This window comes from Nocardia sp. BMG111209 (assembly GCF_000381925.1).
Classification (GTDB): Bacteria; Actinomycetota; Actinomycetes; order Mycobacteriales; family Mycobacteriaceae; genus Nocardia.
Genome location: NZ_KB907307.1, coordinates 3,109,328 through 3,134,199, shown reverse-complemented (window position 1 = coordinate 3,134,199; position 24,872 = coordinate 3,109,328). Strand labels below are relative to the sequence as shown.

Annotated in this window: 25 protein-coding genes; 12 read left to right on the top strand and 13 right to left on the bottom strand. The window is 70.9% G+C overall.

Annotation, left to right across the window (positions count from 1 at the left end; genetic code table 11):
* Positions 1-59: 59 nt before the first annotated feature.
* The 5 genes from G361_RS0114310 to G361_RS0114290 are packed head-to-tail and all read right to left on the bottom strand — an operon-like array spanning position 60 to position 6,220.
* Positions 60-1,055 carry a DUF5914 domain-containing protein gene (locus G361_RS0114310; protein WP_019927772.1) on the bottom strand — a complete coding sequence of 332 codons (996 nt, stop codon included), beginning with the start codon at positions 1,053-1,055 and terminating at the stop codon, positions 60-62.
* Positions 1,052-2,623, bottom strand: a complete 1,572-nt coding sequence (locus G361_RS0114305; protein WP_019927771.1) for an FAD-dependent oxidoreductase — start codon at positions 2,621-2,623, stop codon at positions 1,052-1,054. Before G361_RS0114305 ends, G361_RS0114310 begins: the two co-directional genes overlap by 4 nt.
* Positions 2,620-3,552, bottom strand: a complete 933-nt coding sequence (locus tag G361_RS0114300) for a phytoene/squalene synthase family protein (RefSeq protein ID WP_019927770.1) — start codon at positions 3,550-3,552, stop codon at positions 2,620-2,622. Before G361_RS0114300 ends, G361_RS0114305 begins: the two co-directional genes overlap by 4 nt.
* Before the next feature lie 10 nt (positions 3,553-3,562).
* The gene (gene crtI, locus G361_RS43635; protein ID WP_019927769.1) at positions 3,563-5,095 is read right to left on the bottom strand and encodes a phytoene desaturase family protein; all 1,533 of its coding nucleotides are present in this window, start codon (positions 5,093-5,095) and stop codon (positions 3,563-3,565) included.
* Between the two features lie 9 nt (positions 5,096-5,104).
* Positions 5,105-6,220, bottom strand: coding sequence for a polyprenyl synthetase family protein (locus G361_RS0114290; protein WP_019927768.1), 1,116 nt, complete (start codon positions 6,218-6,220; stop codon positions 5,105-5,107).
* 325 nt (positions 6,221-6,545) lie between these two features.
* On the opposite strand from G361_RS0114290, the gene G361_RS0114285 reads away from it, so the two are divergent.
* Entirely contained in the window at positions 6,546-7,088 is a 543-nt protein-coding gene (locus G361_RS0114285; protein WP_019927767.1) for a hypothetical protein, read from the top strand.
* A gap of 6 nt (positions 7,089-7,094) precedes the next feature.
* Here G361_RS0114285 and G361_RS0114280 read toward each other — a convergent pair whose 3' ends face one another.
* Positions 7,095-7,430: a cupin domain-containing protein gene (locus tag G361_RS0114280; RefSeq protein WP_026343023.1), complete on the bottom strand. Its 336-nt coding sequence runs from the start codon at positions 7,428-7,430 to the stop codon at positions 7,095-7,097.
* Positions 7,431-7,501: 71 nt separating this feature from the next.
* On the opposite strand from G361_RS0114280, the gene G361_RS0114275 reads away from it, so the two are divergent.
* Positions 7,502-8,437 (top strand): GlxA family transcriptional regulator, encoded by a 936-nt coding sequence (locus G361_RS0114275; protein ID WP_019927765.1) that lies wholly within the window; start codon positions 7,502-7,504, stop codon positions 8,435-8,437.
* Positions 8,438-8,457: 20 nt separating this feature from the next.
* Here G361_RS0114275 and G361_RS0114270 read toward each other — a convergent pair whose 3' ends face one another.
* Both G361_RS0114270 and G361_RS0114265 read right to left on the bottom strand, forming a co-directional pair.
* A complete protein-coding gene (locus tag G361_RS0114270; protein WP_026343022.1) occupies positions 8,458-9,399 on the bottom strand; it encodes an alpha/beta fold hydrolase in 942 nt (313 codons plus the stop codon).
* A 45-nt stretch (positions 9,400-9,444) separates the two neighbouring features.
* Positions 9,445-9,867: a MarR family winged helix-turn-helix transcriptional regulator gene (locus G361_RS0114265; RefSeq protein WP_019927763.1), complete on the bottom strand. Its 423-nt coding sequence runs from the start codon at positions 9,865-9,867 to the stop codon at positions 9,445-9,447.
* A gap of 99 nt (positions 9,868-9,966) precedes the next feature.
* Between G361_RS0114265 and G361_RS0114260 the strand changes: the two genes are divergently transcribed.
* Together G361_RS0114260 and G361_RS0114255 are read left to right on the top strand one after the other, a co-directional pair.
* Positions 9,967-10,704, top strand: a complete 738-nt coding sequence (locus G361_RS0114260) for an alpha/beta fold hydrolase (RefSeq protein WP_019927762.1) — start codon at positions 9,967-9,969, stop codon at positions 10,702-10,704.
* A 104-nt stretch (positions 10,705-10,808) separates the two neighbouring features.
* Positions 10,809-11,720 (top strand): DUF5996 family protein, encoded by a 912-nt coding sequence (locus G361_RS0114255; protein ID WP_019927761.1) that lies wholly within the window; start codon positions 10,809-10,811, stop codon positions 11,718-11,720.
* A gap of 10 nt (positions 11,721-11,730) precedes the next feature.
* Here the strand turns inward: G361_RS0114255 and G361_RS46960 are convergent, their stop codons facing one another.
* From G361_RS46960 to G361_RS0114225, 4 genes are all read right to left on the bottom strand, one after another.
* The gene (locus G361_RS46960; protein WP_052172665.1) at positions 11,731-13,095 is read right to left on the bottom strand and encodes a toll/interleukin-1 receptor domain-containing protein; all 1,365 of its coding nucleotides are present in this window, start codon (positions 13,093-13,095) and stop codon (positions 11,731-11,733) included.
* Positions 13,096-13,255: 160 nt separating this feature from the next.
* Positions 13,256-14,206, bottom strand: a complete 951-nt coding sequence (locus tag G361_RS0114240; RefSeq protein ID WP_019927760.1) for an NADP-dependent oxidoreductase — start codon at positions 14,204-14,206, stop codon at positions 13,256-13,258.
* 118 nt (positions 14,207-14,324) lie between these two features.
* Positions 14,325-14,678 carry a hypothetical protein gene (locus tag G361_RS0114235; RefSeq protein WP_155981447.1) on the bottom strand — a complete coding sequence of 118 codons (354 nt, stop codon included), beginning with the start codon at positions 14,676-14,678 and terminating at the stop codon, positions 14,325-14,327.
* Positions 14,679-14,983: 305 nt separating this feature from the next.
* Positions 14,984-15,877: a LysR family transcriptional regulator gene (locus G361_RS0114225; RefSeq protein WP_019927757.1), complete on the bottom strand. Its 894-nt coding sequence runs from the start codon at positions 15,875-15,877 to the stop codon at positions 14,984-14,986.
* A 136-nt stretch (positions 15,878-16,013) separates the two neighbouring features.
* Between G361_RS0114225 and G361_RS0114220 the strand changes: the two genes are divergently transcribed.
* The 4 genes from G361_RS0114220 to G361_RS0114205 all read left to right on the top strand — a co-directional run bounded on the left by G361_RS0114220 (position 16,014) and on the right by G361_RS0114205 (position 20,594).
* Entirely contained in the window at positions 16,014-17,324 is a 1,311-nt protein-coding gene (locus G361_RS0114220; RefSeq protein ID WP_019927756.1) for an amidohydrolase family protein, read from the top strand.
* Entirely contained in the window at positions 17,321-18,256 is a 936-nt protein-coding gene (locus G361_RS43630) for an alpha/beta hydrolase (RefSeq protein WP_019927755.1), read from the top strand. Before G361_RS0114220 ends, G361_RS43630 begins: the two co-directional genes overlap by 4 nt.
* A gap of 93 nt (positions 18,257-18,349) precedes the next feature.
* The gene (locus tag G361_RS0114210; protein ID WP_019927754.1) at positions 18,350-19,750 is read left to right on the top strand and encodes an MFS transporter; all 1,401 of its coding nucleotides are present in this window, start codon (positions 18,350-18,352) and stop codon (positions 19,748-19,750) included.
* Between the two features lie 88 nt (positions 19,751-19,838).
* Positions 19,839-20,594, top strand: coding sequence for an SDR family NAD(P)-dependent oxidoreductase (locus G361_RS0114205; protein WP_019927753.1), 756 nt, complete (start codon positions 19,839-19,841; stop codon positions 20,592-20,594).
* Between the two features lie 88 nt (positions 20,595-20,682).
* Here G361_RS0114205 and G361_RS0114200 read toward each other — a convergent pair whose 3' ends face one another.
* A complete protein-coding gene (locus G361_RS0114200) occupies positions 20,683-21,510 on the bottom strand; it encodes an IclR family transcriptional regulator (RefSeq protein ID WP_019927752.1) in 828 nt (275 codons plus the stop codon).
* 29 nt (positions 21,511-21,539) lie between these two features.
* Here G361_RS0114200 and G361_RS0114195 point away from each other — a divergent pair, with 29 nt between their 5' ends.
* The 4 genes from G361_RS0114195 to G361_RS0114180 all read left to right on the top strand — a co-directional run bounded on the left by G361_RS0114195 (position 21,540) and on the right by G361_RS0114180 (position 24,824).
* Positions 21,540-22,175, top strand: a complete 636-nt coding sequence (locus tag G361_RS0114195) for a carboxymuconolactone decarboxylase family protein (protein ID WP_081635385.1) — start codon at positions 21,540-21,542, stop codon at positions 22,173-22,175.
* Positions 22,176-22,285: 110 nt separating this feature from the next.
* Positions 22,286-23,158 carry a fumarylacetoacetate hydrolase family protein gene (locus G361_RS0114190; protein ID WP_019927750.1) on the top strand — a complete coding sequence of 291 codons (873 nt, stop codon included), beginning with the start codon at positions 22,286-22,288 and terminating at the stop codon, positions 23,156-23,158.
* The gene (locus G361_RS0114185; RefSeq protein ID WP_019927749.1) at positions 23,155-24,042 is read left to right on the top strand and encodes a fumarylacetoacetate hydrolase family protein; all 888 of its coding nucleotides are present in this window, start codon (positions 23,155-23,157) and stop codon (positions 24,040-24,042) included. The genes G361_RS0114190 and G361_RS0114185 overlap by 4 nt, the downstream gene beginning before the upstream one ends.
* The gene (locus G361_RS0114180; protein WP_019927748.1) at positions 24,039-24,824 is read left to right on the top strand and encodes an SDR family NAD(P)-dependent oxidoreductase; all 786 of its coding nucleotides are present in this window, start codon (positions 24,039-24,041) and stop codon (positions 24,822-24,824) included. The genes G361_RS0114185 and G361_RS0114180 overlap by 4 nt, the downstream gene beginning before the upstream one ends.
* Positions 24,825-24,872 lie beyond the last annotated feature (48 nt).

Sequence of the window (24,872 nt, the reverse complement as noted above, 5' to 3'; positions counted from 1 at the left end):
ATGCCTCCCGAATCCGCCCCGCGCTCGACTGCCGCGCTCGCCACCCGGCCGCGGCGCGGCTAGGTCCGCATCCGCTGCCGATACCGCCGTTCGGCGTAGGCGAGGTCGTCGCGCCAGAGACGTAAGGCCGTGTGGCGCATCAGGGGTCGCAGCAGGGGGAGGGCGTGGTGGGCGGCGCGGAAGCCGGGGCGGGCGGAGTCGGCGATCACGGCCTCGGTCACCATGGTGCGGGCGCTGCCGTCGGGGCCGGGATCCACCGGGGTGGCGTGGGTTTCGACCACACTGCCCACGCCCTCGCCGGACCGGATGCGCATGACGATGGTGCGCGGGTCGGGGCAGGTGAATTCGGCCTCGACGGGGACGCCCACGCGGGGGGCGACGCGGAAGGTGACCGTGAGCAGGAAGCGGTCGTCGTCGGGGGTGGGGGTGCGGGTGACCTCGAGGTTCGCGAAGGAATACGGGTGGAACCACGATCCGTGCCAGGGGTCGAGGCGGTTGGCGATGATGTCGTCCGGTTCGCAGGCGCCGGTGACCGTGGCGACCGCGTGCACCCGGGTGTTCGCCGGGCGTTCGGGGAGTATCGGTGCGTCCGTGGGGGTTTCGCGGCCGACCGGATCCAGCCGGACCCAGGCCAGCACCCCGTCGTCGTGTGCGGGGAACGGGGCCCAGCGGGCGGTGCAGGCGCCGTCGAGGCGCAGGCCGTGCCAGCGGCACAGCAGGGCGCCGTCGTGCATCCGGGCGGTCGCGAGGTCGGCGCCCAGGTGCGGGCAGGCGCGCGGACCGGTGTGCAGGACGCCCCCGGTGTCGCGCCAGGCGACGATCTCCACGCCGGAGACGGTGGCGCCGAACGGTTTTCCGGGGCGGATATCGCGACTCGGGGCGAAGACGTACCAGTTTCCGGAGGGTTGCGCGGTCGCCGATTTCAGGGCGGACTCGATCAGGTCGGGCCGGGCCTGTTCGTAGGTGGGTTGCTGTGCGGGCCACGGGGTTTGCGAGAACAGGTGCAGGGGAAGGGTTTTCCTGGCCCGGTCGGTGACCGCTCGGATCCGGCTCACAGTGCCGCCGTCCGGGTCGCGAGGCTGCGCAGCAGGCGGGAGCGGCCGTGGGTCGGCACCGTCTGCAGGCCGTGGCCCGCGGCGCCCCAGCGGGCCAGCAGCGTGTTGGCGGCGGTCCAGCCGGTGGTGGCGGCGCGTTCCATCAGGGCCACCGGCAGATCGATGCGGATACCGTCACCGGCCAGCACCACATCGGGATCGGGGGTGCGGATACTCGGCCGGCCCGCGAAATCGCCGGGGGCGAAACGCGGACAGTCGGCCCGCCGCAGGGTCGTCTCGCCGAGGACGCGCGCGTCGGCGGTCTCCGGATAGAGCTCGTGCAGGCGGTCGCGCAACCGGTCGCGCGGATCGGCCCCGGATTCGGGATCCAGGGCGTAGGCGTGCAGTTCGACGACGCTGCCGTGGTGGCGCCGGGCCCAGTCGGCCGCGCCCTTCTCGTAGCGTTCCAGGACGCTCACGTTGTCCAGCGGATCCAGGCCGCCGGTGGCCATGAACGCCGGGCGATTCGGGTCCACGGGGCGGTCGAGCCAGAGCCGGTGCACCAGGAACGGTGGGGCGGTGGCGAGTCCGGCGATCGCGGCGCGCCACGGTGCGATACCGAGTTCCGGTGAGGCGGCGACGATCTCACGCAGTCCGGCGATATCGGTGGCGAGCACGATCGCGTCGACATCCAGTGCGCCGCCGGTCTCGTCGAGCACCCGCAGACCGGTCGCGCCGGGCCGCCGGATCCCGGTGACGCGGACCCCGGTGCGGACGGTGACCGTACCCGGCACCCCGTCGCCGGTCAGATACTCCCGCAACGGTGTCCACAGCGTGGTGTCGAAATTGTCCTCGGCCACATCGAAGATCAGCCCCTCGCTCGAGCCGAGGAAGTAGATGTGGAACATCGCGGCCAGTTCCGCGGCCGACATGTGGTGCGGCACCGCGAAGAAGCTGCGGGAGAACACCTCGAAGGCCAGATGCTGTGCGGCGGCGGGGAATCGGACCGAGCGCAGGAAGCTGTCCGCGTCCAGATGATCGAGGGTGTCGTAGATCTCCGGGACCGACACCGCGGCCAGGGGCGCGGCGGCGCGCGCGTCGATGCGCACGAGGTCGCGTAGCCGGAACGTGGGGCTGCGCAGGGCGAAGGCGAGCGCGTTCCACGGCGGGGTACGAGGCAGGTTGCGGAAGCTGTCGCGGCGGCCGTCGGCGTCGATCAGCGGATAGTCCGGCAGCGCGCGCAGCCGGGTCAGGCCGGGATCGCTGCGGGACAACAACTTCCGCAGGTTGTAGTACTGGCGGAAGAAGGCGTGGAAGCCGCGGTTCATCCCGACGTCGGCACCGTCGGCGAGCTGTTCGGTCCAGCCGGCGACCCGGCCGCCGAGGAAATCCTCCCGCTCGAGCAGTTCGACGGTCACCCCGCGTTCGGCCAGACCGGTCGCCGCGGCCAGCCCGGCGATACCGGCGCCGATCACCGCCACCCGCGGCGCGACGCCCAGCTGGGTGAGATCCTGCGCACCGGGTGTGCCGGGATGCCGGACTCGGCGCGGGTCGGTGCCCGCCGCGTCCGCACGGACCGGGGTGGTCATCGCTGCCCGTCCGCGCGCCGCGCGCGCCAGGCCTGTACCAGCCCGCGGCCCCCGACCACGGCCCGGCGCGGAATGCCCACGCGGGCACGGTGAACGAAGATGTCGAAGTCGAGATCCTCGATGCGGTCCAGGATTTCGCCGTAGAGCGTGCACGCGGTCGCCACGCACGGCCGCGAGCGCGGTTCGAGCAGCGCGATACCCCTGCGCGCGTAACGGTAGACGTCGCGGGTGATCGCGTGCTGCGCGGCGAGTGCCCGGCGGACCCGGGGCTCGGTGCGGCGGTGCGCCTGGCACCACTGCAACAGGTCGCGGTCGACCCCGTGCGCGGCGAGTTCGTCGGCGGGCAGGTACACGCGGTCGCGGACCAGATCCTCATCCACGTCGCGCAGGAAGTTGGTCAGCTGGAACGCTTTTCCGAGCGCCGCCGCGTACGGCGCGGTCTCCTCGGGCGGCGCGACCGTGCCGAGCACCGGAAGTACCTGCAGGCCGATGACTTCCGCGGATCCGTACACGTAGCGGTCCAGCGCGGCGCGGTCCGGATAGTCGGTGACGGTCAGGTCCATCCGCATCGATGTCAGGAACGATTCGAACAGGGCGTCGGGGATGCGGTGCGTGCGCGCGGTGTGCAGGACCGCGGGAAGTACCGCCTCGCCGTCGGTGTCGCCGGCCCGGAACCGCGCGGCGAGCGCGTCCAGTTGCGTCGCGCGCTCGTCGGCGCCGGCCGCCGGATCGATCCGGTCGAGGATGTCGTCGGCGCGGCGCGCGAAGCCGTACAGCGCGTGGATCGCCGGCCGCTGCTCGGCGGTGAGCAGCCGGGTCGCGAGGAAGAAGGTGCGGCCGTGCCGGGCATTGAGCTCCCGGCAGGCGCGGTAGGACTCGCGCAGGGTCCCGCTGTATCGGTCGTCCACGGCGAAGATGTTGTCCGTCATATGTTTCCGATCAGCTCGCAGGGGCGGGCCGGGGGCGGGCGACGACCCGGCCGCGATACGCCCGCGACCGGGCCGCGACGCCGGTGACGCGATCGGCGGCCAGCCGTCCGGAGATCAGCACGGGCGGGATACCCACTCCGGGAACGGTGGAACCGCCGGCCAGGACCACATTGTCCAGGCCCCGGATCATGTTGGCGGGCCGGAACGGTCCGGTCTGGGCGAAGGTGTGGGCCAGGGCGAACGGACTGCCGGCCGTCATACCCTGCCGGGCCCAGTCGGCGGGTGTGGTCACGCGCAGGACCTGCGCGTCCGGCAGCGCGTCCGGCAGCCGGTCGCGGACCACCCCGAGCAGTTCCTCGGTGTACGCGGCGGCGAATCTGTCCCAATTGATCGGGCCCCGTTCGAGATTCGGCACCGGCGCGAGCAGATACAGCAGATCGCGGCCCGCCGGCGCCAGCGCCGGATCCCCGGCGGTGGGCCGGGTCAGCAGCAGCGACGGATCGGACATCACGCGGCCGTGCACCGTGATGTCGCGGAACGCCTCCTCCCAGGCACGGCCGAACAGCAGGGTGTGGTGCGCCGCATGGGGTACCCGGGTGCATCCGAGGTGCAGGACCACCGCCGACGGCGCCGCGGTGACCGGCCGCGGCCGCCGGGACCGATGCGACAGCATGCGGTAGGTGTCGGCCAGTTCGGTGGTCGTGACCAGCACATCGCACGCGATCCGCTCACCCGAGGCGGTGACGACCGCGCGCACCCGCGATCCCTCCCGGTCGGCGCCGGTCACCGTGGTCGAGTAGCGGATCCGCACCCCGGCCGCCTCGGCCGCGGCGGCGAGGGCGTCGGGCAGCGCGCGCATACCGCCCTCCGGGAACCACACCCCGCCGATGGTGTCCATATAGGCGATGACGGCGTAGACGGCCAGGGCCCGGTCGGGTGTGACACCGGCGTAGAGGGATTGAAAGGTGAACAGCCGCCGCAGATCCGGATCGCTGACGTGATCGGCCACCGCGCGGTCCCAGTGCCGGAATCCGCCGAGGGCGGCGAGCCGGGCCAGCCCCGGCGTCAGCATCGACAGCGGCGAGTCGAAATTGGCGGCGATGAACCGATCGAACTCCGCGTCGTACAGGCGGGTCAGCCAATCCCGCAGGCGCAGATAGCCGTTCGCCTGCGCGTGACCCGCGAACGCGGTGACCTCGTCGGCCATCCGCTCGGCATCGGTGTGCACGTCGATCTCCCGCCCGTCGGCGAAGCGCGCCCGGTACGCGGGTTCGACGGGCCGCAGGGTCAGGCGGTCCGACATCCGGTCACCGACGGCGGCGAAGACCTCCTCGATCAGCTCCGGCATGGTGAGCACCGTGGGACCGGTGTCGAGGTGGTAGCCGCCGATATCCGCCCGTCCGGTGCGGCCGCCGGGCACCGGATCGCGTTCCAGCACCGTGACCGTCCGGCCGCGGCCCGCCAGGTGCAGGGCCGCCGACAGTCCGGCCAGTCCGGCCCCCACGACGACGATGTGGTCGCTGCGGCCCCTGATCGTGCGCATCGCGCTCCTTCACGTTTCCCGGTCGGTGCAGATGTCGGCCATGCCGTCGAGCAGCTGCCGTTGTGGCTCGGGCAGCGGTGCGGCGGCGGTGATCCCGCGCGCCTCGGCGATCCGCTCGTCGATCATCCGCTCGATGTACTCCCGCGCGCCGGTCGCCGTGATCAGCACCCGCAGCTGTTCGACCCCCGCGGCGTCGAGTGCGGGCGCCGACAACAGCGCGGTCAGCTCGCGCAGGGTGGCGGCGTCGGCGAGCCGGCGGGCGGCGACCACCACCGTGGTGGCCTTGTGCTGGCCCAGATCGCTGTCGGCGGGTTTGCCGGTGACCGCGGGAGCGCCGAACACGCCGAGGATGTCGTCGCGCAGCTGGAACGCCTCACCGATGATGTGACCGTAGCGGCCGAGCGCCGCGAGCGTGTCCGCCGCGCAATCGGCCATCACCGCACCGAGTTCCAGCGGTCGGCGCACGGTGTAGTTGCCGGATTTGGCGGCCGCGACGGCCAGCACCGTCTCGAGGTCCGGATCGGTGCGGGCGTCGTTGAGCAGATCGGCGAACTGCCCCAGCGCCAATTCCGTGCGCATGGCGTCGTAGCGCGGCAGCACCCGGTGCAGGGCCTCGCGGTCGATCCCGCTGCCGCGCAGCATGGTGTCGGCCCAGATCAGGCAGATGTCGGCGAGCAGCACGGCCGCGGATTCGCCGAATCGGCGCGCGTCGCCGGGCAGGCGGGCCGCCCGGTGCCGCTGTTCGAAGTGGACATGGGCGGCGGGCCGATTGCGGCGCGCCTCCGCCTCGTCCATCACGTCGTCCTGGAGCAGCGCGAACGCGTGCAGCAGTTCCAGCGCGGCGGCGGCGCGCACCGCCGCCGGCTCGGGCGGACCACCGCACAACCAGCCCAGATACATGAAACTCGACCGCAGGCACTTCCCCCCGCCGACGTATTGCCGGGCGACGTCGTCGACGGCGATGCCGTGCAGCGGGGCGATGTGGTTGCGGTCCAGGAAGGATCCGAGTTCGTCGAGTACGCGCGCCCGTACGCCGGCGCGCCAGGCGCCGATCGGCTCGGCGGCGCCCGGCGGCGCGCCGTCGACGCCCGGCGCGGCGCTGGGGGCAAGCGAATGTGAGCCCATGCGGGCAAGGGTCCTTCCTCGAAAGGTGCCTCCAGCCTAGCGTAAACGATGCAGAAACGATGCACAGCGATGCACGCTGTGCGGCAGCACAATGGTTACGATTTCGTGCCCCGCCCGCGACCAGGCCGGTCCGTCCGTGCCGCCGCGTCCCGGATCCGTGCCGCCGCACGCCGGTTACCGGCCCGCTCCGCCGACCGGCACGCCTGAGTCGTTGTCCGGCAACGTATCCGAGCGCGGAGGTTCACCGCGGCGGCCCTGTGGGCCGGAGTACGGCGGTGCTAGCGTGGATCCGGAGGAGGGCCGGTCCGGATGCCGGGGTGCGGGGATGGTCTACGAACAGCGATACAGCTTCAATCCGAAGACGGTGTTCCTGCTGCTGTGTGCCGCGGCCTTCGTGGCGGGCGCGATTCTCGCGCCGCACATGTCCCTCAGCGCGCGGGTCGGCACGCTGCTGCTCTTCGGCGGCGGTGGGCTGCTGGCGCTGGTCAGTTCGCTGTCCCGGCGGGTCGCGCTGCGCGTCGATCCGTCGGGAATCACGCTGGGCGGCAATATGATCCGGTATCGCGCGACCACGCGGCAGTTCCCGTGGGCGGATGTCGAGGCCGTCGTGCTGTGGCGGCAGTACACCGCCGCGGGTCATCCGTGGATCGGCATCCTGCGGCACACCTGCGCGCCGCCGCTGCCCAGCATGCCGGCCAACTCCGGTGGCCGGGGCCTGATGTACGCGGTCACGGCGCTGGCCGGCGCCCCCGACGAGCGTTTGCTCCAGTGCGCCAAGGGGATCGACGGCTGGAGCCTCGACATCGCCCGGCTCACCGCGGTATTGGCGGCGGTCGCCCCGCAGGTGCGCCTGGTCGACCACCGCTGAGCGGCGTCAGCCCCGCGGATAGAACAGGAACAGCGTGCAGCCGGTGGTGGTCGCCGGCACGTGCCAGGTCCCGGCCGGGGCGTGCAGGAACGTGCCAGCCGGGTAATCCCTTGCGCCGTCGTGGAATACACCCGCGACCACGAACACCTCCTCCGGTCCGGGCTCGTGCACGTCGCGGCGCGGCCACGACGAGCCCGGGTCCATCTCCAGCACGTTCGCGTGGGCGCCGGACCCGTCGCGCCACAGCGGGCGCAGCCGGATACCCGGGAACAGTTCGCGGACCGGGGCTTCGGTGACGGCGACGGCGACATAGCCGTCCTGGGACAGGATCTCGGGATGCATACCTGCCACGATGCCGAGCATCACGGCACCCGGACAGAGCCGGACGGGTCCGCGAGGGGTACATTTCTGCCGTGCATCGCGTGGTGGCCCTGGTCCGTCCGGTGCAGTCGACCTTCGAACTCGGCTGTGCCGTCGAGGTGTTCGGGACCGTGCGCGCCGAGGTGCCGCAGTACTACGAATTCGACGTGTGCGCGGAGTCCGCGGGGCCGGTGCCCACCACCGCCGGATACACGATCTCCGTGGAACGGGATCTGTCGGCACTGGCCACCGCGGACACCGTCCTCATCCCGGGCTGGGCGCCGGTGGCCGAACCGCTGCCGGCGCCGGTGCGCCGGGCGCTGCTCGCGGCGCACGCGCGGGGCGCGCGCCTGGTGACGATCTGCTCCGGCGTCTTCGCGCTGGCCCGCACCGGACTGCTGGACGGCCGCTCGGCCACCACGCACTGGGCGCGGGCCGCGCAGCTGGCGGCCGAATTCCCGCGGGTGCGGGTGGAACCGGATCGGTTGTACGTGGACCACGGCGACGTCGCCACGAGCGCGGGCGCCGGCGCCGTGCTCGACCTGTGCCTGCACCTGGTCCGGCGCGACCACGGACCCGCCCACGCCGCGCTGCTCGCGCGGCACATGGTGATGTCACCGCATCGCGACGGCGACCGGTCGCCGCATCCGCCGATCGACGATCTGGACGGGCTGCTCGCCTGGGCCGGTTCGCGGCTGGCGACCCCACTGTCGGTGCGCGACATGGCCGCTCACCTCGGTGTGTCGCCGCGCACCCTGGCCCGCCGCTTCGCCGACCGCCTGGGCACCAGTCCGGGCGCCTGGTTGCTGGCCCGCCGCGTGGCCGAGGCCCGCACCCTGCTGGAACAGACGGATCTGCCCGTCGAGGTGATCGCGACCCGGGTCGGCCTCACCTCGGCGGTCAACCTGCGCCGCCGCTTCCGCACCCGCGTCGGCACCACTCCCGGCGCCTACCGCCGCGCGGCCCGGCCGCGTCGCGGTGATCGGTGATCGGTGAAACAGCCTGCGCCTCAAGACTGTTCGACGAAGGCGCGCAGGATCGCACCGGTGGCCCCGGGTTCCTCGATCATCGGGGTGTGACCGCAGTCGAGGCTCTCGAGCCGGAGGCGAGGGACCTGCCGGTACTCCTCGAACGCCCCCGGTTGCCAGCGCCGATCCCGGCTGCCGTAGAGCAGCAGCGCCGGTAGGCCGAGGTCGGCGAGCCGGTCCGGTTCGGGTCGTTCCCGCAGGTAGGCGTCCGAGGCCGCCGAGGTGGCGGTGACGCTGCGGTAGGTCATGCTCCGGACGTCGGCGACCAGCTGATCGGGGATCGGCACATCGCGGGTGAACGCCGAAGCGAGCGAGGCCCGGATCGCCGCGTCCGGCAGCAGCGGCCACAGGGGCCGGCCGATCGCCGGGACGAACAGCAGATCGCCGACCGGCCCGTTGTCGGTGAACGCGTCCAGCCGCGGGCCGGTGTCGATCAGGCCGATCGCGGCGACCCGATCCCGGTGCTGTTCGGCCAGCGCGGTCGCCACGTAGCCGCCGGTGGAATGGCCGATGATCACCGCGCGGTCCACACCCAGCCGATCGAGGACCGCCGCGACCCGACCGGCCTGTTCGGAGATGCCGTATCCGGTGTCGGGCTTGTCCGAGCGGCCGTGCCCGAGCAGATCGATCCGCACCACGCGGCGATCCGCCAGGGCAGGGACCACCGGATCCCACCAGGCGGTCGATCCGGCCAGGCCGTGCAGCAGCACGACCGCCGGCGCGCCGGGCGGCCCGTCGGTGACGACGTGGATGTTCCCGTCCGGCAGGGGCACCAGCTGTTCGCGGGAATCGGGGGAATCGAGGGAATCGGCGGACGCGACGGCGGTGCGGCCCGCCGGTAGGGCCAGGGCGACCGCCGCGGTCACCAGACCGAGGAAGCGCCGCCGACCGGGTGTCGTTGCGGCGGTAGTTTTTTCGTGCATACCGCTCACCTTCGCGGACCGCGGCGGCGGTGTCTTGGAGAAATGTCAGCTCACCGGGTCCGGCCCCAGCGCCGTATCGAGCAGGCGTCCCAGCTGATCCAGCTGCTCGGCCGACAACGCGCGAAACGATTCGGCGACAACGCCGTCCGCGATCCGCTGCCCCTGCTCGCGCAGCCGTTCCCCCTTCTCGGTGAGCCGATGCCGCACCGCCCGTCCCGGACCGGGCACCCGCTCGATCAGGCCGCGGTCGGCCATCCGGGTGGCCAGCGAGCCGAACGATTGATCGGTCTGGAAGGTCAGGATCGCGAGATCGTGCAGCGACGCGTCCGGCTGCCGATGCAGGTGGCGCAGCGTATCCCATTGCACGAGTGAGAGATCCAGCGGCGCCAGGGCCCGGCTCAACGCCCGGTGATGGCGGTGCTGCAACCGTTTGACGGCGAGGGCGACCTCGGCGGGGTGGCGTGCCATGCCGCGATGCTACCCGACCGAAGAACGTTGCTTATATAAGGAAGCTGATCTAAGGTTGCTTACATAGAACGCGAGGCCCCACGGACGGAAGAAGAACCGATGATCACCCCCACCACGCTCGGCACCGTCGATCTGACTGTCGCCGACCACGACCGCACCCGGACCTACCTGCTGCTGCACGGCGGAGGCGGCCCCGCGACCATGGCCGCGTTCGCCGGGCTGCTCGCCGAACGCGCGCGGGCCCGGGTCCTGGTCCCCACCCACCCCGGCTTCGCCGGCACCCCGCGCCCCGCCGAGGTGGGCGATGTCGCGGCGCTGGCCGACCTCTACCTCGGCCTGCTGGACCGGCTGGAACTGCGCGACGTGACGCTGGTGGGCAACTCCTTCGGCGGCTGGCTCGCCGCCGAGATGGCCCTGCGCGGCAACCCGCGCGTCACCCGCGCGGTCGTCGTCGACGCCGTCGGCATCGAGGTCGACGACCAGCCGATCACCGATATCAGCGGCATGTCACCGGCCGAGGTCCGGACCTACTCCTTCCACGATCCGTCGGCCGCGCCGGTGCCGCCGCCCGGCGTTCCCGCCCCGGCGCCCGATCTCGACGCGCTCACGGCCTACACCGGCCCCACGATGACCGATCCCACCCTGCGGCGCCGCCTGGCCGAGCTGCGGCTGCCGGTCGACGTCGTCTGGGGCGACAGCGACCGCATCGTCCGTCCCGGCTACGGCCGGGCCTATGCCGCCGCGATCCCGGGGGCCACCTTCACCCTGCTGCCCGGCACCGGCCACATGCCCCAGATCGAAACGCCCGCACAGGTTCTCGACACGATACTGCGGTGACATCCGCGATCGCCGCCGCCGCGGGAGGTATCCGATGGGCAACGATCGGCGTGCATCGGTCGGCTGCCGGGGCCGGCGGGCGATAGCGTGGCCGGGTGCGATCCATGTGGCCGGAACTGCCCTACGAGAAGTGGCGTCCCACCTGCGACACCCTGCACGCGCACACTCAGGTGCTGGGGAAGTTGTCGGCGCGGCTGGCGCCGCCGCAGCCGCAGTTGCAACACGCGGCGCTGCAACTGACCGCGCGGGGCTGGGAAACCGGCGCCCTGCCGGCCCCGGACGGTTCGGGCTCGCTGGTGGTGCTGCTCGATCTGCGGGCGCATACCGCCGTGGTGGAGCACAGCGGCGGGGCCGCGACGCGAATTCCGTTGACCCCGAACCGATCCGTCGGTGAGGTGACCCGCGCGGTGCTGGCGGCGGTGCGCGGGCTGGGTGGTCCGGTCGACTTCGATCCCGTGCCGCAGGAGGTGTCGTGGACGGTGCCGCTGGACGCCGACGACGAACACGCCACCTATGTCCCCGAACAGGTCGACGCCTACTTCGCCGCCGCGACCTCGGCGGCGCAGGTGCTGGCCGCGTACCGGGCGCCCTATCGCGGCCGCGCCACCCCGGTGAACGCCTGGTGGGGTTCGTTCGACCTGGCCGTCAGCCTGTTCTCCGGGGAACCCGCCGCGCCGCCGTCGAACGACTTCATCATGCGCAACGCCATGGACGCTCAGGAGGTCGCGGTCGGCTGGTGGCCCGGTGACGAGCGCTACGGCCGCGCCGCGTTCTACGCCTACGCGCACCCCGCCCCGGCGGGTTTCGACTCGCTGACGCTGGAACCTGCTGCCGCGCACTGGAATTCCGAGGTCGGGGAGTATCTGCTCGACTGGGACGACGTGCGCGCCGCCGCGGATCCGGCCGCCGACGCCCTGGCCTTCGCCCGCTCGGCGTTCCGGTATGCCTGCCGGGTCTGCGAGTGGCCGTATCCGCTCGCGGCCAGCGCCGACGGCAATCCGCCCCCGGTGCGCTGATTCTCGCCGTTCAGCGGATCTCCTGCCACGCACCGTCGGCGGGGTAGTAGCCGGGGTCGGACTCGGAGCGATCGGTCGCGTTCAGCTGGAAGGGCCGGTTGTTCGCGGACGAGATGTGCACGGTGTCGGCGACGCCGCCGCGGCTCCACTCCAGCTGGAACTCGTAGGAATACAGTGCGGGCTGCGGTGCGGAGTCGAAGACGTAGACCGCGAAGACCTCCGGCTCGTTCCGGGAGACGGTGTAGGTCCCGGCCGGCGCGGCGGTGGCCGAATCGGGCCGGTCGGGATCGATCAGCCGGATGCGCGGATCCGTGCCGCCGAGGTCGCCCTCGTAGTGCCGCTCGTTCGGCTGACCGCCGCAGCCCAGTGCGCGATGCAGCGTGAACCCTTGGCGCGGAGCCGAAGTCGACAGGATCTTCAGCCGGAGGTCGCGGATGACCACGGGCCGGTCGTCGGTGCCCTGGACGACGATCGTGTACACGGCGCGGTCCTTCTCGATACCGCCGTGGCTCAGTGCCCACGCGTCGTTCTCGGCCATGTCGTCGGCGAATTCGTGGTAGGGCAGCGCCGATACCGGCGGCGGGAACGTCCAGGCGTGGCAGTTGTCGAGATCGCTGTCGGCCATGGTGACCGCCCACTGCAACGGCGGGACGCCGTCCGCCCCGGGCACAGCGGCCGGGGCGCCGAATGCCCTTGGGGCGCGCGGTATCTCGTGCCGGCCCGGCGAGAACATCAGCGTCGCACCGATGATGGTGGCGCCCAGCAGCACGGTGCCGCCGATGATCAGCGCGCCGGAGCGGACCGCCGCATTCGACGGCGCGTGGTTGATGATGACCTCGGCATCGCGATTCGACTGGAAGGTGATGTTCTCCTCGCCGGACACGATCGCCTGTTGCCCGGGGATCGCCGCATCGTGTTCGGCCGCCGGCGGTGCCGGTGGCGCCTCGACGGTCGAAATCAGCAGCCGTAAACCCGATTCGGTGAAGCGCACGGGATCGGGATACGGCCGGGCCGCAATCGCGACGGAAGGTCCGGGACCGAACAGTTCGAAACGCTGCCACTCGCGCATCGTGTCGTCCTCGGCGGGTTCTATTCCGGCGCAGAGGATTCGCTTGCCGAGAACTTCCGCGGTCCGGAATTCCGCCCGGCACTCCGCCGATCTGAGCCAGCGCGGCGAGATCAGGCAGATCACCGCATCCGCATCCGTCACCGCAGCTCGCATCGCGTCCCGCCAGTGCTTTCCGGCTCGGATACCGGCGACTTCGGTGTCGAGAACAATGCCGCCCGCGAGCTCGGGGCGTTGCCGCACGAGCCATTGTTTCAGGGCCAGTGCGGCGGCCACATCCGTGCCGGCATGACTGATGAATATGCGCATGCGTCAGATCGATTCACTGGATGAAACGAGCCCCACCGAATCAATTCTGACACATCCGGAACGACGCGTCGATGTACCGGAAACGGCGCGGCCGTTTCGGCGATCTGGTCCATCGTCCGAAATAGTCGCGGCGCAATCGGAACGGAGTTTGCCGCGTGGTTCAGAACTCCAGCACGATGCGGCCGCGCAGTCCCCGGGTGTTCAGCAACCGGTGGGCCGCAGCGACTTCGGTGACGGGAAGGGTCCGCGCCACACGCAGGGTGAGGCGGCCCGCCTCGACCAGTTCGCGGAGTCCGTCCAGCCGATCGCGGCGGTGGATGTATTCCGGGACCTTCACGTCGTGCATCGCGATACCGCGGACGGATTCGACGCCGCCGGTCAGTTCGGCCCGGCGCAGCGCCGCGTAGGCGCCGCCGTCGCGGACCGCCGCGAGGACCGCGGCGCCGACGACGGCGGCATCGATCACCGCGTCCACACCGGCGGGGAAGACGCGCCGGACCTGCTCGGCGAACGAATCACCGCGTGCCACCACGACATCCGCGCCGAATGCGCGGACGGTGTCCGCATCCGCGGGTGCGGCGTCGGCGACCACGGTCAGCCCGGCGGCCTTCGCCAGCTGCACCACATAGCCGCCGACCGCCCCCGCGGCGCCCGTCACCGCGAGCGCCGCACCGTCGGCGAGTGCGAGCTGATCCAGCGCCGCGACCGCGGTGAGCCCGTTCATCGGCAGTGTCGCGGCGGCGGCGAAGTCGGTGCCCGCGGGGCGGGCCGTCACCGAATCACCGTCCAGCACAATCTGTTCCGCGTAACCACCGCGAGCCCGCAGGACGGTCCCGACGATCGCGGTGACCTCGTCGCCGACCCGCCAGCCGGAGGCCGGATCGGCGGCGTCCACGACCCCGGCCGCCTCCCAGCCCGGAATCCACGGCGGCGTCACCTCGCCGAAATAGGCCCGGTTGAGCAGACCCTCCCGGAACACCGCGTCGGCGGGATTCACCGTCGCCGCGCGCACCCGGATCCGCACCTGACCCGGCCCGACCTCCGGTTCCGGTAACTCGAACTCCCGCAACACGTCCGGACCGCCGAACTCACTCAACCCGATGGCTCGCATACGGACACTCAACAGCGCGCCGCCGCCGGACTATTCCGAATGCCCGGCCATATCGCGGATCCATGCCATCCGGGCCGCCGCGACCATCCCGCTCTCCTTCGTCCGGACCGGACGGGGCCTATTCGTCGCCCTGATCGGGCCGGGGGAGGTCGTGCAGCCGGTCGGCCGCCACGATGATGCGATGCTCGTACTCGCCGCGGCTGATCTCGCTGGCTTCGAATCCGGGGGTCCGCTCGCCGGCCAGGTGGCGCTGGGTCATGGCGAAATGATCTGCCACATAATCCGGATTCTGCATCCGGAGATCGACTTCGTCGGCCAGTTTGTCGACCGCGTCCGCCCGGTCGGCGCCGACGACAAACCAGTCCTCGCCGGGATAGTAGGCGCGCACCCGCCCGTCCGATTGCGACACGAACCGCGGTTGTTGTGTCACATGGACGACCGGATCAGGGGATTGCTCGGGGGCCTGGGGCATAGAACGTCTCCCTCGAACCGTCGTCGTGGACCACATAGCAGACATACTGCATGCCAGGGTTTCCGACGATGGGCCCCGAATACGCGCAGTTGACGGTCGTCGCGCCCGCGGGCGCCGAGAGAACCGCTGCGGAAAGCACGGTGACCACAGCCGTGGCAGCAAGCAGGACGAACTTTCGGATCATGACCGGAACCCCATCGTGACAACGCGGACGCGTAGATGATCCACGAGTTCCCCCCGCGCGGAACCCCTTGCGCGCAAATCGTCACCGAATCGCGTTGTGGGCGTTCACATCGGCGGACCGCTCAGGCTGTGGCAGTCCGGGCGTGCCGGCGGGCGATGCGGACGAATGCCGTGGTCAGCGGATGTCCGGGCTCGGCCGGGGTGCAGAGCAGGACCTCGGCGGGCGGGATATCGGGGACGAGTACGAAACGCAGATCGGGCCGGCTGTGGTAGACGGCGACCGATTCCGGCGCGAGGTTGACGCCCAGCCCGGCCGCGCACAGCTCGAGCATCTCCTCGAGCGACCGGGCCCGCGGGCCGCGCCGTGGTGAGGTCCCGTCGGGCCGCGGATCGACCACCCACCAGTTCACGACCTCCGCCGGACCCGCTGCGGCGATGAAGGTCTCGTCACCCAGTTCGGCGATGCCGACGCTGTCCCGCTGTGCCAGTGGATGTCCGGCGGGGACGACCAGTACCCGCCGGTCCCGGTCGACCACGAGGCTGCGCAGCCGTCCGGGCCGCCGCGGCACCGGGCCGGGCAGGAAGGCCGCGTCGACCTCGCCGTCCACCAGGGCCTCGACACCGCCGGTGAAACTCAGTTGCCGGGTCTCCAGCCGGATGCCCGGCAGTTCCCGGGCCGCGCTGCTCAGGATCTCGGTGATGACGGAATTGGCGCCGACGAAGCCGACGCGCAGCACCGGCTCCCGCTGCCGGTGTTTGCGCTCGGCCCAGGCGACGATCCGATCGTGGTCGGCCAGCGTGGCCCGCGCCAGCTCCAGCAGTTCCAGGCCGTCGGGGGTGAGCTCCACCCGCCGGGACGTGCGCCGCAGCAGCGCCACGCCGAGTTTGGCCTCGAGTTTGGTGATCTGCTCGCTGACCGTCGGCGCGGTCAGGCGCAGCCGTTGCGCGGCGCGGCCGAAATGCAGTTCCTCGGCGACGGCCACGAAGTAGCGCAGCGCGTGCAGCGACAGGTCCATCGGCCCACTCCCGGAGCAATCGAACAGCATCGTTCGGTTCTGCCTCACGATAACGGGTCGGATCCTACTGGAGTTTGTGGTCCAGGTCACCAATAGTGGAAAGCAGCTTTCAGTAAGCGATAGTGAGGATCGAACAGTGAATGTGCAGTCGCCGATCGCCGATGCCCGGCTACTCTTCCGCAACGGTCTGGTCTTCGACGGTTCGGGTACTCCGCCGGCGCCCGGCGACGTCGTGGTGCGGGGCAACACGATCGAGAGCGTCCGCGTCGGCGGCGGGACCGTCGCCGAACCCGGCGACGTGGTGGTGGACTGCACCGGCGCGACGGTCATGCCCGGCCTGGTGGAATCGCATGCGCACCTGACCTTTCCGTCCGCCGTCGGCCATCTCGACACCCGGTTCAACCCGCCGCTGGACGTCAGCTTCTTCCGGGAGCTGCCGCCGCCGGACGAACTGCTCGCCATCGCCCGACGCAATGCCGCCATCCTGTTGCGCGCCGGCTTCACCAGCGCCTACTCGGCCGGTTCGCTGACCCCGGTGCCCACCGAGGTGCACCTGAAAGCCGAACTGGAACAAGGTATCTCGCGTGGGCCACGGCTGCGGACCGCCTCCTTCGAACGGGACAACAATCCGGTGCGACTGGGCCCGCGCGGCCCCGAGCCGAAGGCCACCGGACCCGCCGCGGTCCGGGACTTCGTCCGCGAACAGGCCGAACTGGGTTTCGACAGCGTCAAACTGCTGCTCAGCAACGACGACGTCTTCGTGCCCGGCGGATCGCGGGTCACGCAGTACAGCGCGGCGGAGGCCGCCGCGGCGGGGGAGCAGGCACGGGCATCCGGGGTGCTGCTCAACTGTCACGCGCAGTCCTCGCAGGCCGTGGAACTGGCTGTGCGGCAAGGCTTCCGATCGATCTACCACTGCACCTACGCCGACGAGGCGGCGATCGATCTGCTCGAGGAGCACAAGGACGAGATCTTCCTCTCGCCCGCGGTCGGCATAATGTGGGCGAACGTGCACGAGGGCGCGGAATTCGGTATCGACGCGGGCCGCGCCGAGGCGATGGGTTCGGTGGCGGCACTGGCCGCGCAGCAGGAGCTGTATCGGGAGCTGCGCCGCCGTGGCCTGCGGGTACTTCCCGGCGGCGACTACGGCTTCCCCAACAATCCGATCGGCCGCAACGCGCGCGATCTCCAGCTGTTCGTCGACCTGTTCGGCTACACCCCGGCCGAGGTACTGCGCGCGGCCACCCACCTCGGCGGCCTGTTGATGCAGCGGCCGGTGGGGTTGCTCACCGGCGGCTACCTCGCGGATCTGCTGGTGGTGCAGGGCGATCCGTGCCGGGACGTATCCCGGCTGGCCGATCCCGCGAACCTGCTCGCCGTGCTCCAGGACGGCGAATTCGTCCATCGCGCACCGCAATTGCGATCCGAACTCGCCGGCGCCCGATGAGCGGGACGGATGCGGACATCGAGCGAATGCCCGGCGCCGTCTATCGCGAGGTGGTCGGATTCCGGCCGCTGGAAATGGATCTGTATCTACCGCACCATGTTTCGGGCGACCGTCCGGTGATCGTGTACGTACACGGCGGCGGCTGGCAGCGCGGTTCCCGCCGACGGGCACTGCCGGTGCTCGGCGGCGACGGGCCGGCCTTCCATTCCGCCGTCGCCGCACGCGGATTCGCCGTGGCCGCCGTGGACTACCGGCTCAGCGGGGAGGCGATCTGGCCGGCGGCGGTCGACGATCTGTGCGCGGCGGTCCACTGGTTGCGCGCCGAAAACCGGCGCCTGCGGCTCGATCCGGACGCGATCGTGCTGTGGGGCGAGAGCGCCGGCGCCCACCTCGCGCTGCTGGCGGCGTTGCGGCGGGACGATCCGCTCGCCGTCCGCGGTGTGGTGGCGTGGTTTCCGCCCACCGATCTGCCGGGCCTGCCGGACGACCTGCGCGCGCTGCACGGCGCCACCCACGAACCGGACACCTCGCGAGAGGACCGTTTCCTCGGCGTCCCGATCGCCGCCGCGCCGGACCGGGCCCGGACGGCGAGCCCGTTGACCCACGTACATCCGGAGGCGCCGCCGATCCTGCTCGCGCACGGGACCGCCGACGCGCACGTGCCCGCCGCGCAGAGCATCCGGCTCGCGTCCGCACTCCGGGCGGTGGGTGCGCCCGTGGAGCTGGACCTGATCGCCGGCGCCGGGCATTTCTGGGACGGCGCACCGGACGTGCCGTACCTGGTCGACACCGCTCTCCGCTTCTGCCGGACGGTGACCGGAGTCCCGGCGATATCGAGCGCGCGCACGGTCGCCCGCGACCCGGTCGTGGCCGGGAGCGACCCGGACGATCCGCGGCACGATCGGCCGGGACGCCGACGAACCGGCTCTTGACGCGGATCGGTCACCGTGATGTGCTGCACAGGCTTCGATGGAGAAATCGACTTTCGCAATGTGAAAGTCCATCAGTTACGGGATCGGTGACCCATGGTCGTGTCGAACGAATCCGGATCCCGGACCGCCTCCCCGGCGGACCGGTTGATCGCGCGAATGGAACGGATACCGGTCTCGCGGTTCCATGCGCGGGTCGTCGGCCCGCTGGCCGCGGGCACCTTCTTCGACGCCTTCGACATCGTGTCCATCGGGACGGTGCTGGCCGCGATCTCGTCGACCTTCCATCTCGGTCCCGGGCAGGCCGGCATGCTGGTGAGCGCCGGTTTCATCGGTCAGGGCGTGGGCGCGATCGGCTTCGGACTGGTCGCCGACCGGCTGGGCCGCCGCGGTGTGTTCCTGGCCTCGCTGCTGGTCATGGGCACCTTCGCGCTGATCTCCGCCTTCAGTTGGAGTATCGGCAGTCTCGCGGCGATCCGGCTGATCCAGGGCTTCGGTCTCGGTGTCGAGGCGCCGGCGGCGTCGGCGATGCTGGGCGAGTTCGTCGCGTCCTCGCAGCGTGGCCTGGTGACCGTGCTGTACAAATTAGCCTCGCCGCTGGGGAATCTGGCGACCTCGCTGGCCTCGGCGGTCCTGCTCGCGACGGTCTCGCACGAAACCGCCTGGCGGGTGTTGTTCGCCGTCGGCGCCGTGCCCGTGCTGATCGCCGCGTTGTCCTGGCGGGTGCTGCCGGAATCGCCGCGCGCGCTGATCCGCCGCGGCCGGCTCGACGCGGCCGAACGCACGATCGCGGCGATGGAGGCGGCGGCGGGTGTCGAACCCGGTGCCGAGTCGACGACCGATCCGGTGGTCGCGGACGCGGCACCGACCCGGCTGGGCGAGCTGGTTTCCCGGCGGTACCGGATTCGCTCGGTGACCGCGTGGGTGTTGTGGTTCAGCGTCTACTTCACCCTGCTCGGCGGCACGGTGTGGATGCCGAGCCTCTACGTGAAGCTCGCGCACGTCTCGCAGTCGACCGCGAGTCTCGCCAGTGCCGGGGTCAACGGGGTCGTCATCGCGATGATCGTCGCCGTCGGCCTGACCGTGGACCGGGTGGGCCGGCGACGCTGGTTCCTGACCGGATATCTCGTGTCGGCGATCGGCGCGGTACTCGCCGTGCTGTTCGCCGCCACCGGGCATCTGAACTCGGTGCCCGCGCTGCTGCTGACCGGCGGGCTGATGTTGGCCGCGGTCGGTGGGATCGATCCGCTGGTCTACGCCTACACCGCCGAGATCTATCCGACCCGGATGCGGTCCTGGGGCGTGCTGTCGGCGAGCGCGTGGCGCTGTCTCGCGGTGGTCATCGCGCCGACGGTGATCGGCTGGATCCTCGATGCCGGCGGTGGCGCGGCCGCGGTGTTCGGGCTGTTCCTGGGTGTGCTCGTCGTCGGCGGCGCGGTGACGCTGCGCTGGGGTGTGGAAACCAGACAGCTTCCGCTGGAGGCACTCTCGCGCTGATCGTCCGCCCTCGTGCCCGGCCGTGGCCGACGGCGGTTACGATCGACTGGCAAAACTAACTTTTATTGAGTGAAAGCACGGTGACGGTATGGGATGGCTCGGACTCGACGGCGCGCGGGTGTTGGTGATGGGCGCGGGCGGGCTCGGTGCCGCGTGTGTGCGAGGGCTGGCCGAGGTCGGTGCCCGGGTGGTGGTCGCGGATGTCGACCGGGTGAAGTTGAAGGCGCTCGTGGCCGAGCCGGAACTCGCCGCGGCCGAGGTGCGGCCGCTACCGGCGGATCTGACCACGTCGGCGGCCTGCGATGCGGCCGTGCGGGAGGCCGCCGACGCGCTCGGCGGTCTGGACACGCTGGTGCACGCGGTCGGGGCCAACGATCGGCGGCCGATCGAGGACATGCCCGACGAGGTGTGGGAACGGATCCTGACGCTGAACCTGTCGACCGCGTTCTGGGCGGGCCGGGCCGCGGCGCGGCTGATGCGGCCGGCCGGGCGCGGCAGCATGGTGTTCTTCTCGTCGGTGTCCTCGCAGCTCGCGCACCCCAACCACGGCCCCTACGCGGCCTCGAAGGGCGGGCTGGATCAGCTGGTCAAGGTGATGGCGCGGGAGACCGCGGCGGCCGGGCTGACCGTCAACGCGGTCGCGCCGGGGTACACCGAAACCGAGTTGACCCGCGACTATCTCGCGAAACCCGGTGTGCGCGAAGGTATGACGGGTCTGGTCCCGGCCGGGCGGCTGGGCGTGCCGGCGGACGTGGTGGGTTCGGTGCTGTTCCTGGCCTCGCCGCGGGCGGCCTTCGTCACCGGGCAGGTGTTGTATGTCGACGGCGGCCGCACCCTCGTCTGAGGCCACCACGATGCCGTCCGCGAGCACATTCACCCCGGCCCGGGTGCCCGCCGGCCGTCCCCTGCCGGCGGACACCGGTATCGCCGGGTCAGTGGCCGCCGAGCAGGCGCGAGACCTCGCCGCAGGCGTCGAGCAGTCGTGGCAGCAGCTCCTGCCGCAGCCGGCGCACCGGGAACTCCCGGGCCGGGACCGCGACGTTGACGCCCGCGACCACCGCGCCGGTCTCGTCGTGGATCGGCGCGGCCACCGAGCGCAGGCCGTAGGCGAGCTCCTCGTCCTGGATCGCCCAGCCGCGCTCGCGGATCTCGTCGAGGGCCGGAATCAGTTCGTCGAGCGAGCGGATCGCGTTCGGGCCCGCGGAACCGTCGAACGAATCCTCGGTCACCCGCCGCAGCAACTCGGTTTCGTCGAGCATGCCGAGCAGCAGTTTGCCGATCGAGGTGCTCACCGCCGACAGTTGCGAGCCGACCTGGATATTGGCCGTGACCAGGTCGTTGTTGCGGATGCGGATCAGGTACAGCACCCGGTCGCCGGCGAGGGTGCCGAGGTTGACGGTCTGGCCGGTGACCGCGGACAGCCGCCGCAGCGGCCCGTCGGCCAGTTGCACCAGGTCCAGACCGCGCAGCGAGGCGAAGCCGAGGGTGAGTACCTTCGGCGCGGGCCGGTATTCACCGTCGGCGAGCTGTTCCAGGAAGCCCTCGGTGACCAGCGTCGCGGCCATCCGGAACGCGGTGGGCAGCGGAATTCCGGTCTCGGTGGCCATTTCGGTGAGCTTCATCGAGGTGCGTTTCTCGTCGAACAGCGACAGGATCCGCAGCCCCTTGGCCAGCGCCTCGACCTGATAGGTGCGCTTACCGGTCTCGGCGGTCTCGGTGGGCTCGGCCCGGGCCGGATCCGCGGCGGTTCCGCGTGCCATGAATACCCCACTCTCCTGACTTTCACTGTATGGAAGCTGATATTACGCAGACCCTGGACGCGGGCGTTACCGCGCAACGAGAGGAGACGTTGGTGACGGCACGGCTGGCCGGGTTCCTGCCCGGCGATCTGACCGAGGAGCAGGCCGAGGTGTACCGCGCGATCACCGGCGGACCGCGGGCGGCCGGGCCACAGGCGTTCGCGCTGACCGAGGCCGACGGCCGGCTGCGCGGGCCGTTCAACGCGATGCTGCTCAGCCCGCCCGTCGGCCAGGCGTTGCAGTCGGTGGGTGCGGCGGTGCGGTACCACTCGGTACTCACCGCGCGGGTGCGGGAGCTGGTCATCCTCGTCGTCGCCGCCCACTGGGACAGCGATTTCGAGCGGTCGGCACACGAGGCGGTGGGCCGCGCGTGCGGTCTCACCGCGGCCGAGCTGGCCGCGGTGCGCGCCGGGGACCGATCCGCCGTGACGGACCCGGTCGAGCTGGTCGCGCTGGACACGGCCCGCACGCTGGTCCGCACCGGTTGCCTCGACGCCGCCGGCTACGCCGCCGCGGTGGCGGCGCTGACCGAGCGCGGACTGTTCGAACTCACCACCCTGGTCGGCTACTACGGGTTGCTGGCCCTGCAATTGCGGGTGTTCGCCGGTGAAGGGCCCGGCGCTTGACAGCTCCGGGGCCCGCGACGATACTCGGCAGCATTCATCTAGCGAATTCAATTTTCAGTCAGTGAAAGTCGGGCATTCGTCCCGATAGCGAAGCAAAGAAGGCGTCTCTCATGAAACTCATCACCTTCGACGACGGCCGGGTGGGTCGGTTGGAACTGGCGGAGCGGTTGGTACTGCCGCTCGAGGTGCGCAGCACCCGTGAGTATTTCGAGCGTGACGGCAAGGTTGCCGAGACCGGTGATCGCCTCGCGCTGGACGAGGTGCGGCTGCGTGCGCCGATCGTGCCGAAGAAGTTCTTCCACACCTCCGGCAATTTCCGGGAGCACGAGGACGAGTCGAAGAAGGTCGACTGGTCGCATCCGATGCACAAGGGCATCGTGTTCTTTCAGAACGTGGACGCGATCGTCGGTCCCGACGAGCCGGTGATCTATCCGGAGCATCTGACCAGCGAGCTGGACTACGAGCTCGAGATCGCGGTGGTGATCGGCAAGCCGGGCAAATTCTTCGGCGTCGACGACGCACCGGAGCACATCGCGGGATATGTGGTGTTCAACGACATCACCGCGCGTGACATCCAGCGCCGGGAGATGGAATCGGGGGTGTTCTCCTTCTGCAAGGCGATCGACACGTTCTGCCCGGTCGGCCCGTACATCGTCACCGCCGACGAGATCCCGGACGCGCAGAACCTGGATATGGAGTTGCGGGTCAACGGTGTGGTGCGGCAGAAGTCGAACACCAACCGGATGTCGGTGTCGATCCCGCACCTGGTCGCGTACCACTCGCCGCAGGGTTACAGCGCCGGTGATCTGATCACCACCGGCACCATCCAGGGCGTCGCGGGTTTCAGCGGCGATCCGGACATGTATCTGAAGCCCGGTGATGTGGTCGAGGCCCAGGTCGAGCGGCTCGGTGTGCTGCGTACCCCGATCATCGGCTGGACCGAGGGCCACGGCACCCCGGTGCCGCAGAAGGTGGACTGGTGAGGTTCGCCGCGGTCGCCGGCCGGGCCGTGCTGGTCGACGGCGACCGGGCGCTGGACGTCCAGGACGGTTCCGGCGGCCGGTTCCCGGCGGATCCGATGGCGGTGCTGGGGCAGTGGGAGGCGTTGCGGGACTGGGCCGTCGGCCGCGAGATCGGCGCCGCCGAGCAGTCCTTCGCCGTGGATCCGGCGCGGCTCACCGCACCCGTGCCGCGGCCGCGGCAGGTGTTCGCCGTGGCGCTGAACTATCCGCCGCACGCGGCCGAGGCCGGTTTCACGCCGCCGTCGGATCCGTTGGTGTTCACCAAGTTTCCGACCTGTATCGCGGGCCCGGTCACCACGATCGAACTGCCCCCGGGCAAGGTCGACTGGGAGGCGGAACTGGTCGCCGTGATCGGCGCACCGGCACATCGCGTTCCGGTCGACCGGGCCTGGCAGGTGGTCGCGGGACTGACTGTGGGGCAGGACATCTCGGAGCGCGTCGTCCAGTCCCGGGGCGCCCCGGCCCAATTCGGGCTCGGGAAGTCGTTTCCCGGTTTCGGGCCGACCGGTCCGGTGCTGGTCACCGCGGACGAGTTCGCGGATCCGGACGATCTGGAGATCACCGGTCTGCTCAACGGTGAAGTGGTGCAACATGATCGCACGAGCTCGATGATCTTCTCGGTGCCGGAGCTGATCGCGCGGATCTCCGCGATCGTGCCGCTGCTGCCCGGCGATCTGATCTTCACCGGCACCCCGGCCGGGGTCGGCAACCGGCGCAACCCACCCCGATATCTGCGGCCCGGCGACGAACTCGTCAGCCGCATCGAGACCATCGGCGAACTGCGGCAGCACTTCTCGCAGTCCACGCCGTCCACTCCAGAGACACAGGAAGTCAGGATCCCATGACCGACAGTCGGATTCCGCAGCGGTTCATCGGTAAGACGGTGCTGGTCACCGGCGCCGGCACCGGATTCGGCGCCGAGATCGCCTTCCGCGCCGCGCAGGAGGGCGCCCGGGTGGCCGTGCACTACCGCAGTTCCGCCGCCGGCGCGAAGGCCACCGTGGCGCGCATCGAGGAGATCGGTGGCGAGGCGTTCACCGTGCAGGCCGATATCGGTCGGCACGCGGAGATCATCGCAATGGCGCAGGAGGTGTTCGGCCGGTTCGGCGGGCTGGACGTACTGGTCAACAACGTCGGTGACGTTGCCACGGAACAGATGTCGTGGCGCGACATCACCGAGGAGTCGATCGACCGGGTCCTGGCGGTCGACATCAAGGGCACGCTGTTGTGCGTCCACGAATTCGGTTCCCGGATGCTGGAGCAGGGCCACGGCGCGATCGTCAACATCGGCTCGACGGTGATCGTGCGCGGCAGTGCCCGTGCCCCGCAGTACGCCGCCGGCAAATACGGCGTCCTCGGCATCACCAAGTCCTATGCCCAGGCCTTCGCCCCGACCGTGCGGGTCAACACCTTCGCACCCGGATTCATCGAAACCGAGGCGACCTTGTCCCGCGACGACTGGCGCAACGGCCGCCGCGAGGAACTGCTGTCGAAGACACCGCTGAAGCACATCCCCGCGCCGGCCGAATTGGCCGGTACCGCCCTGTTTCTCGCCACCGACGACGCCGCCCACATGACCGGCTCGTATTTCAACGCCGACGGCGGATTCAACATGCTCGGCGCCTAGGGTCCGAGTCGAAGTCGGGTCGAACGCCGGCGGGCGACCACAGGCACC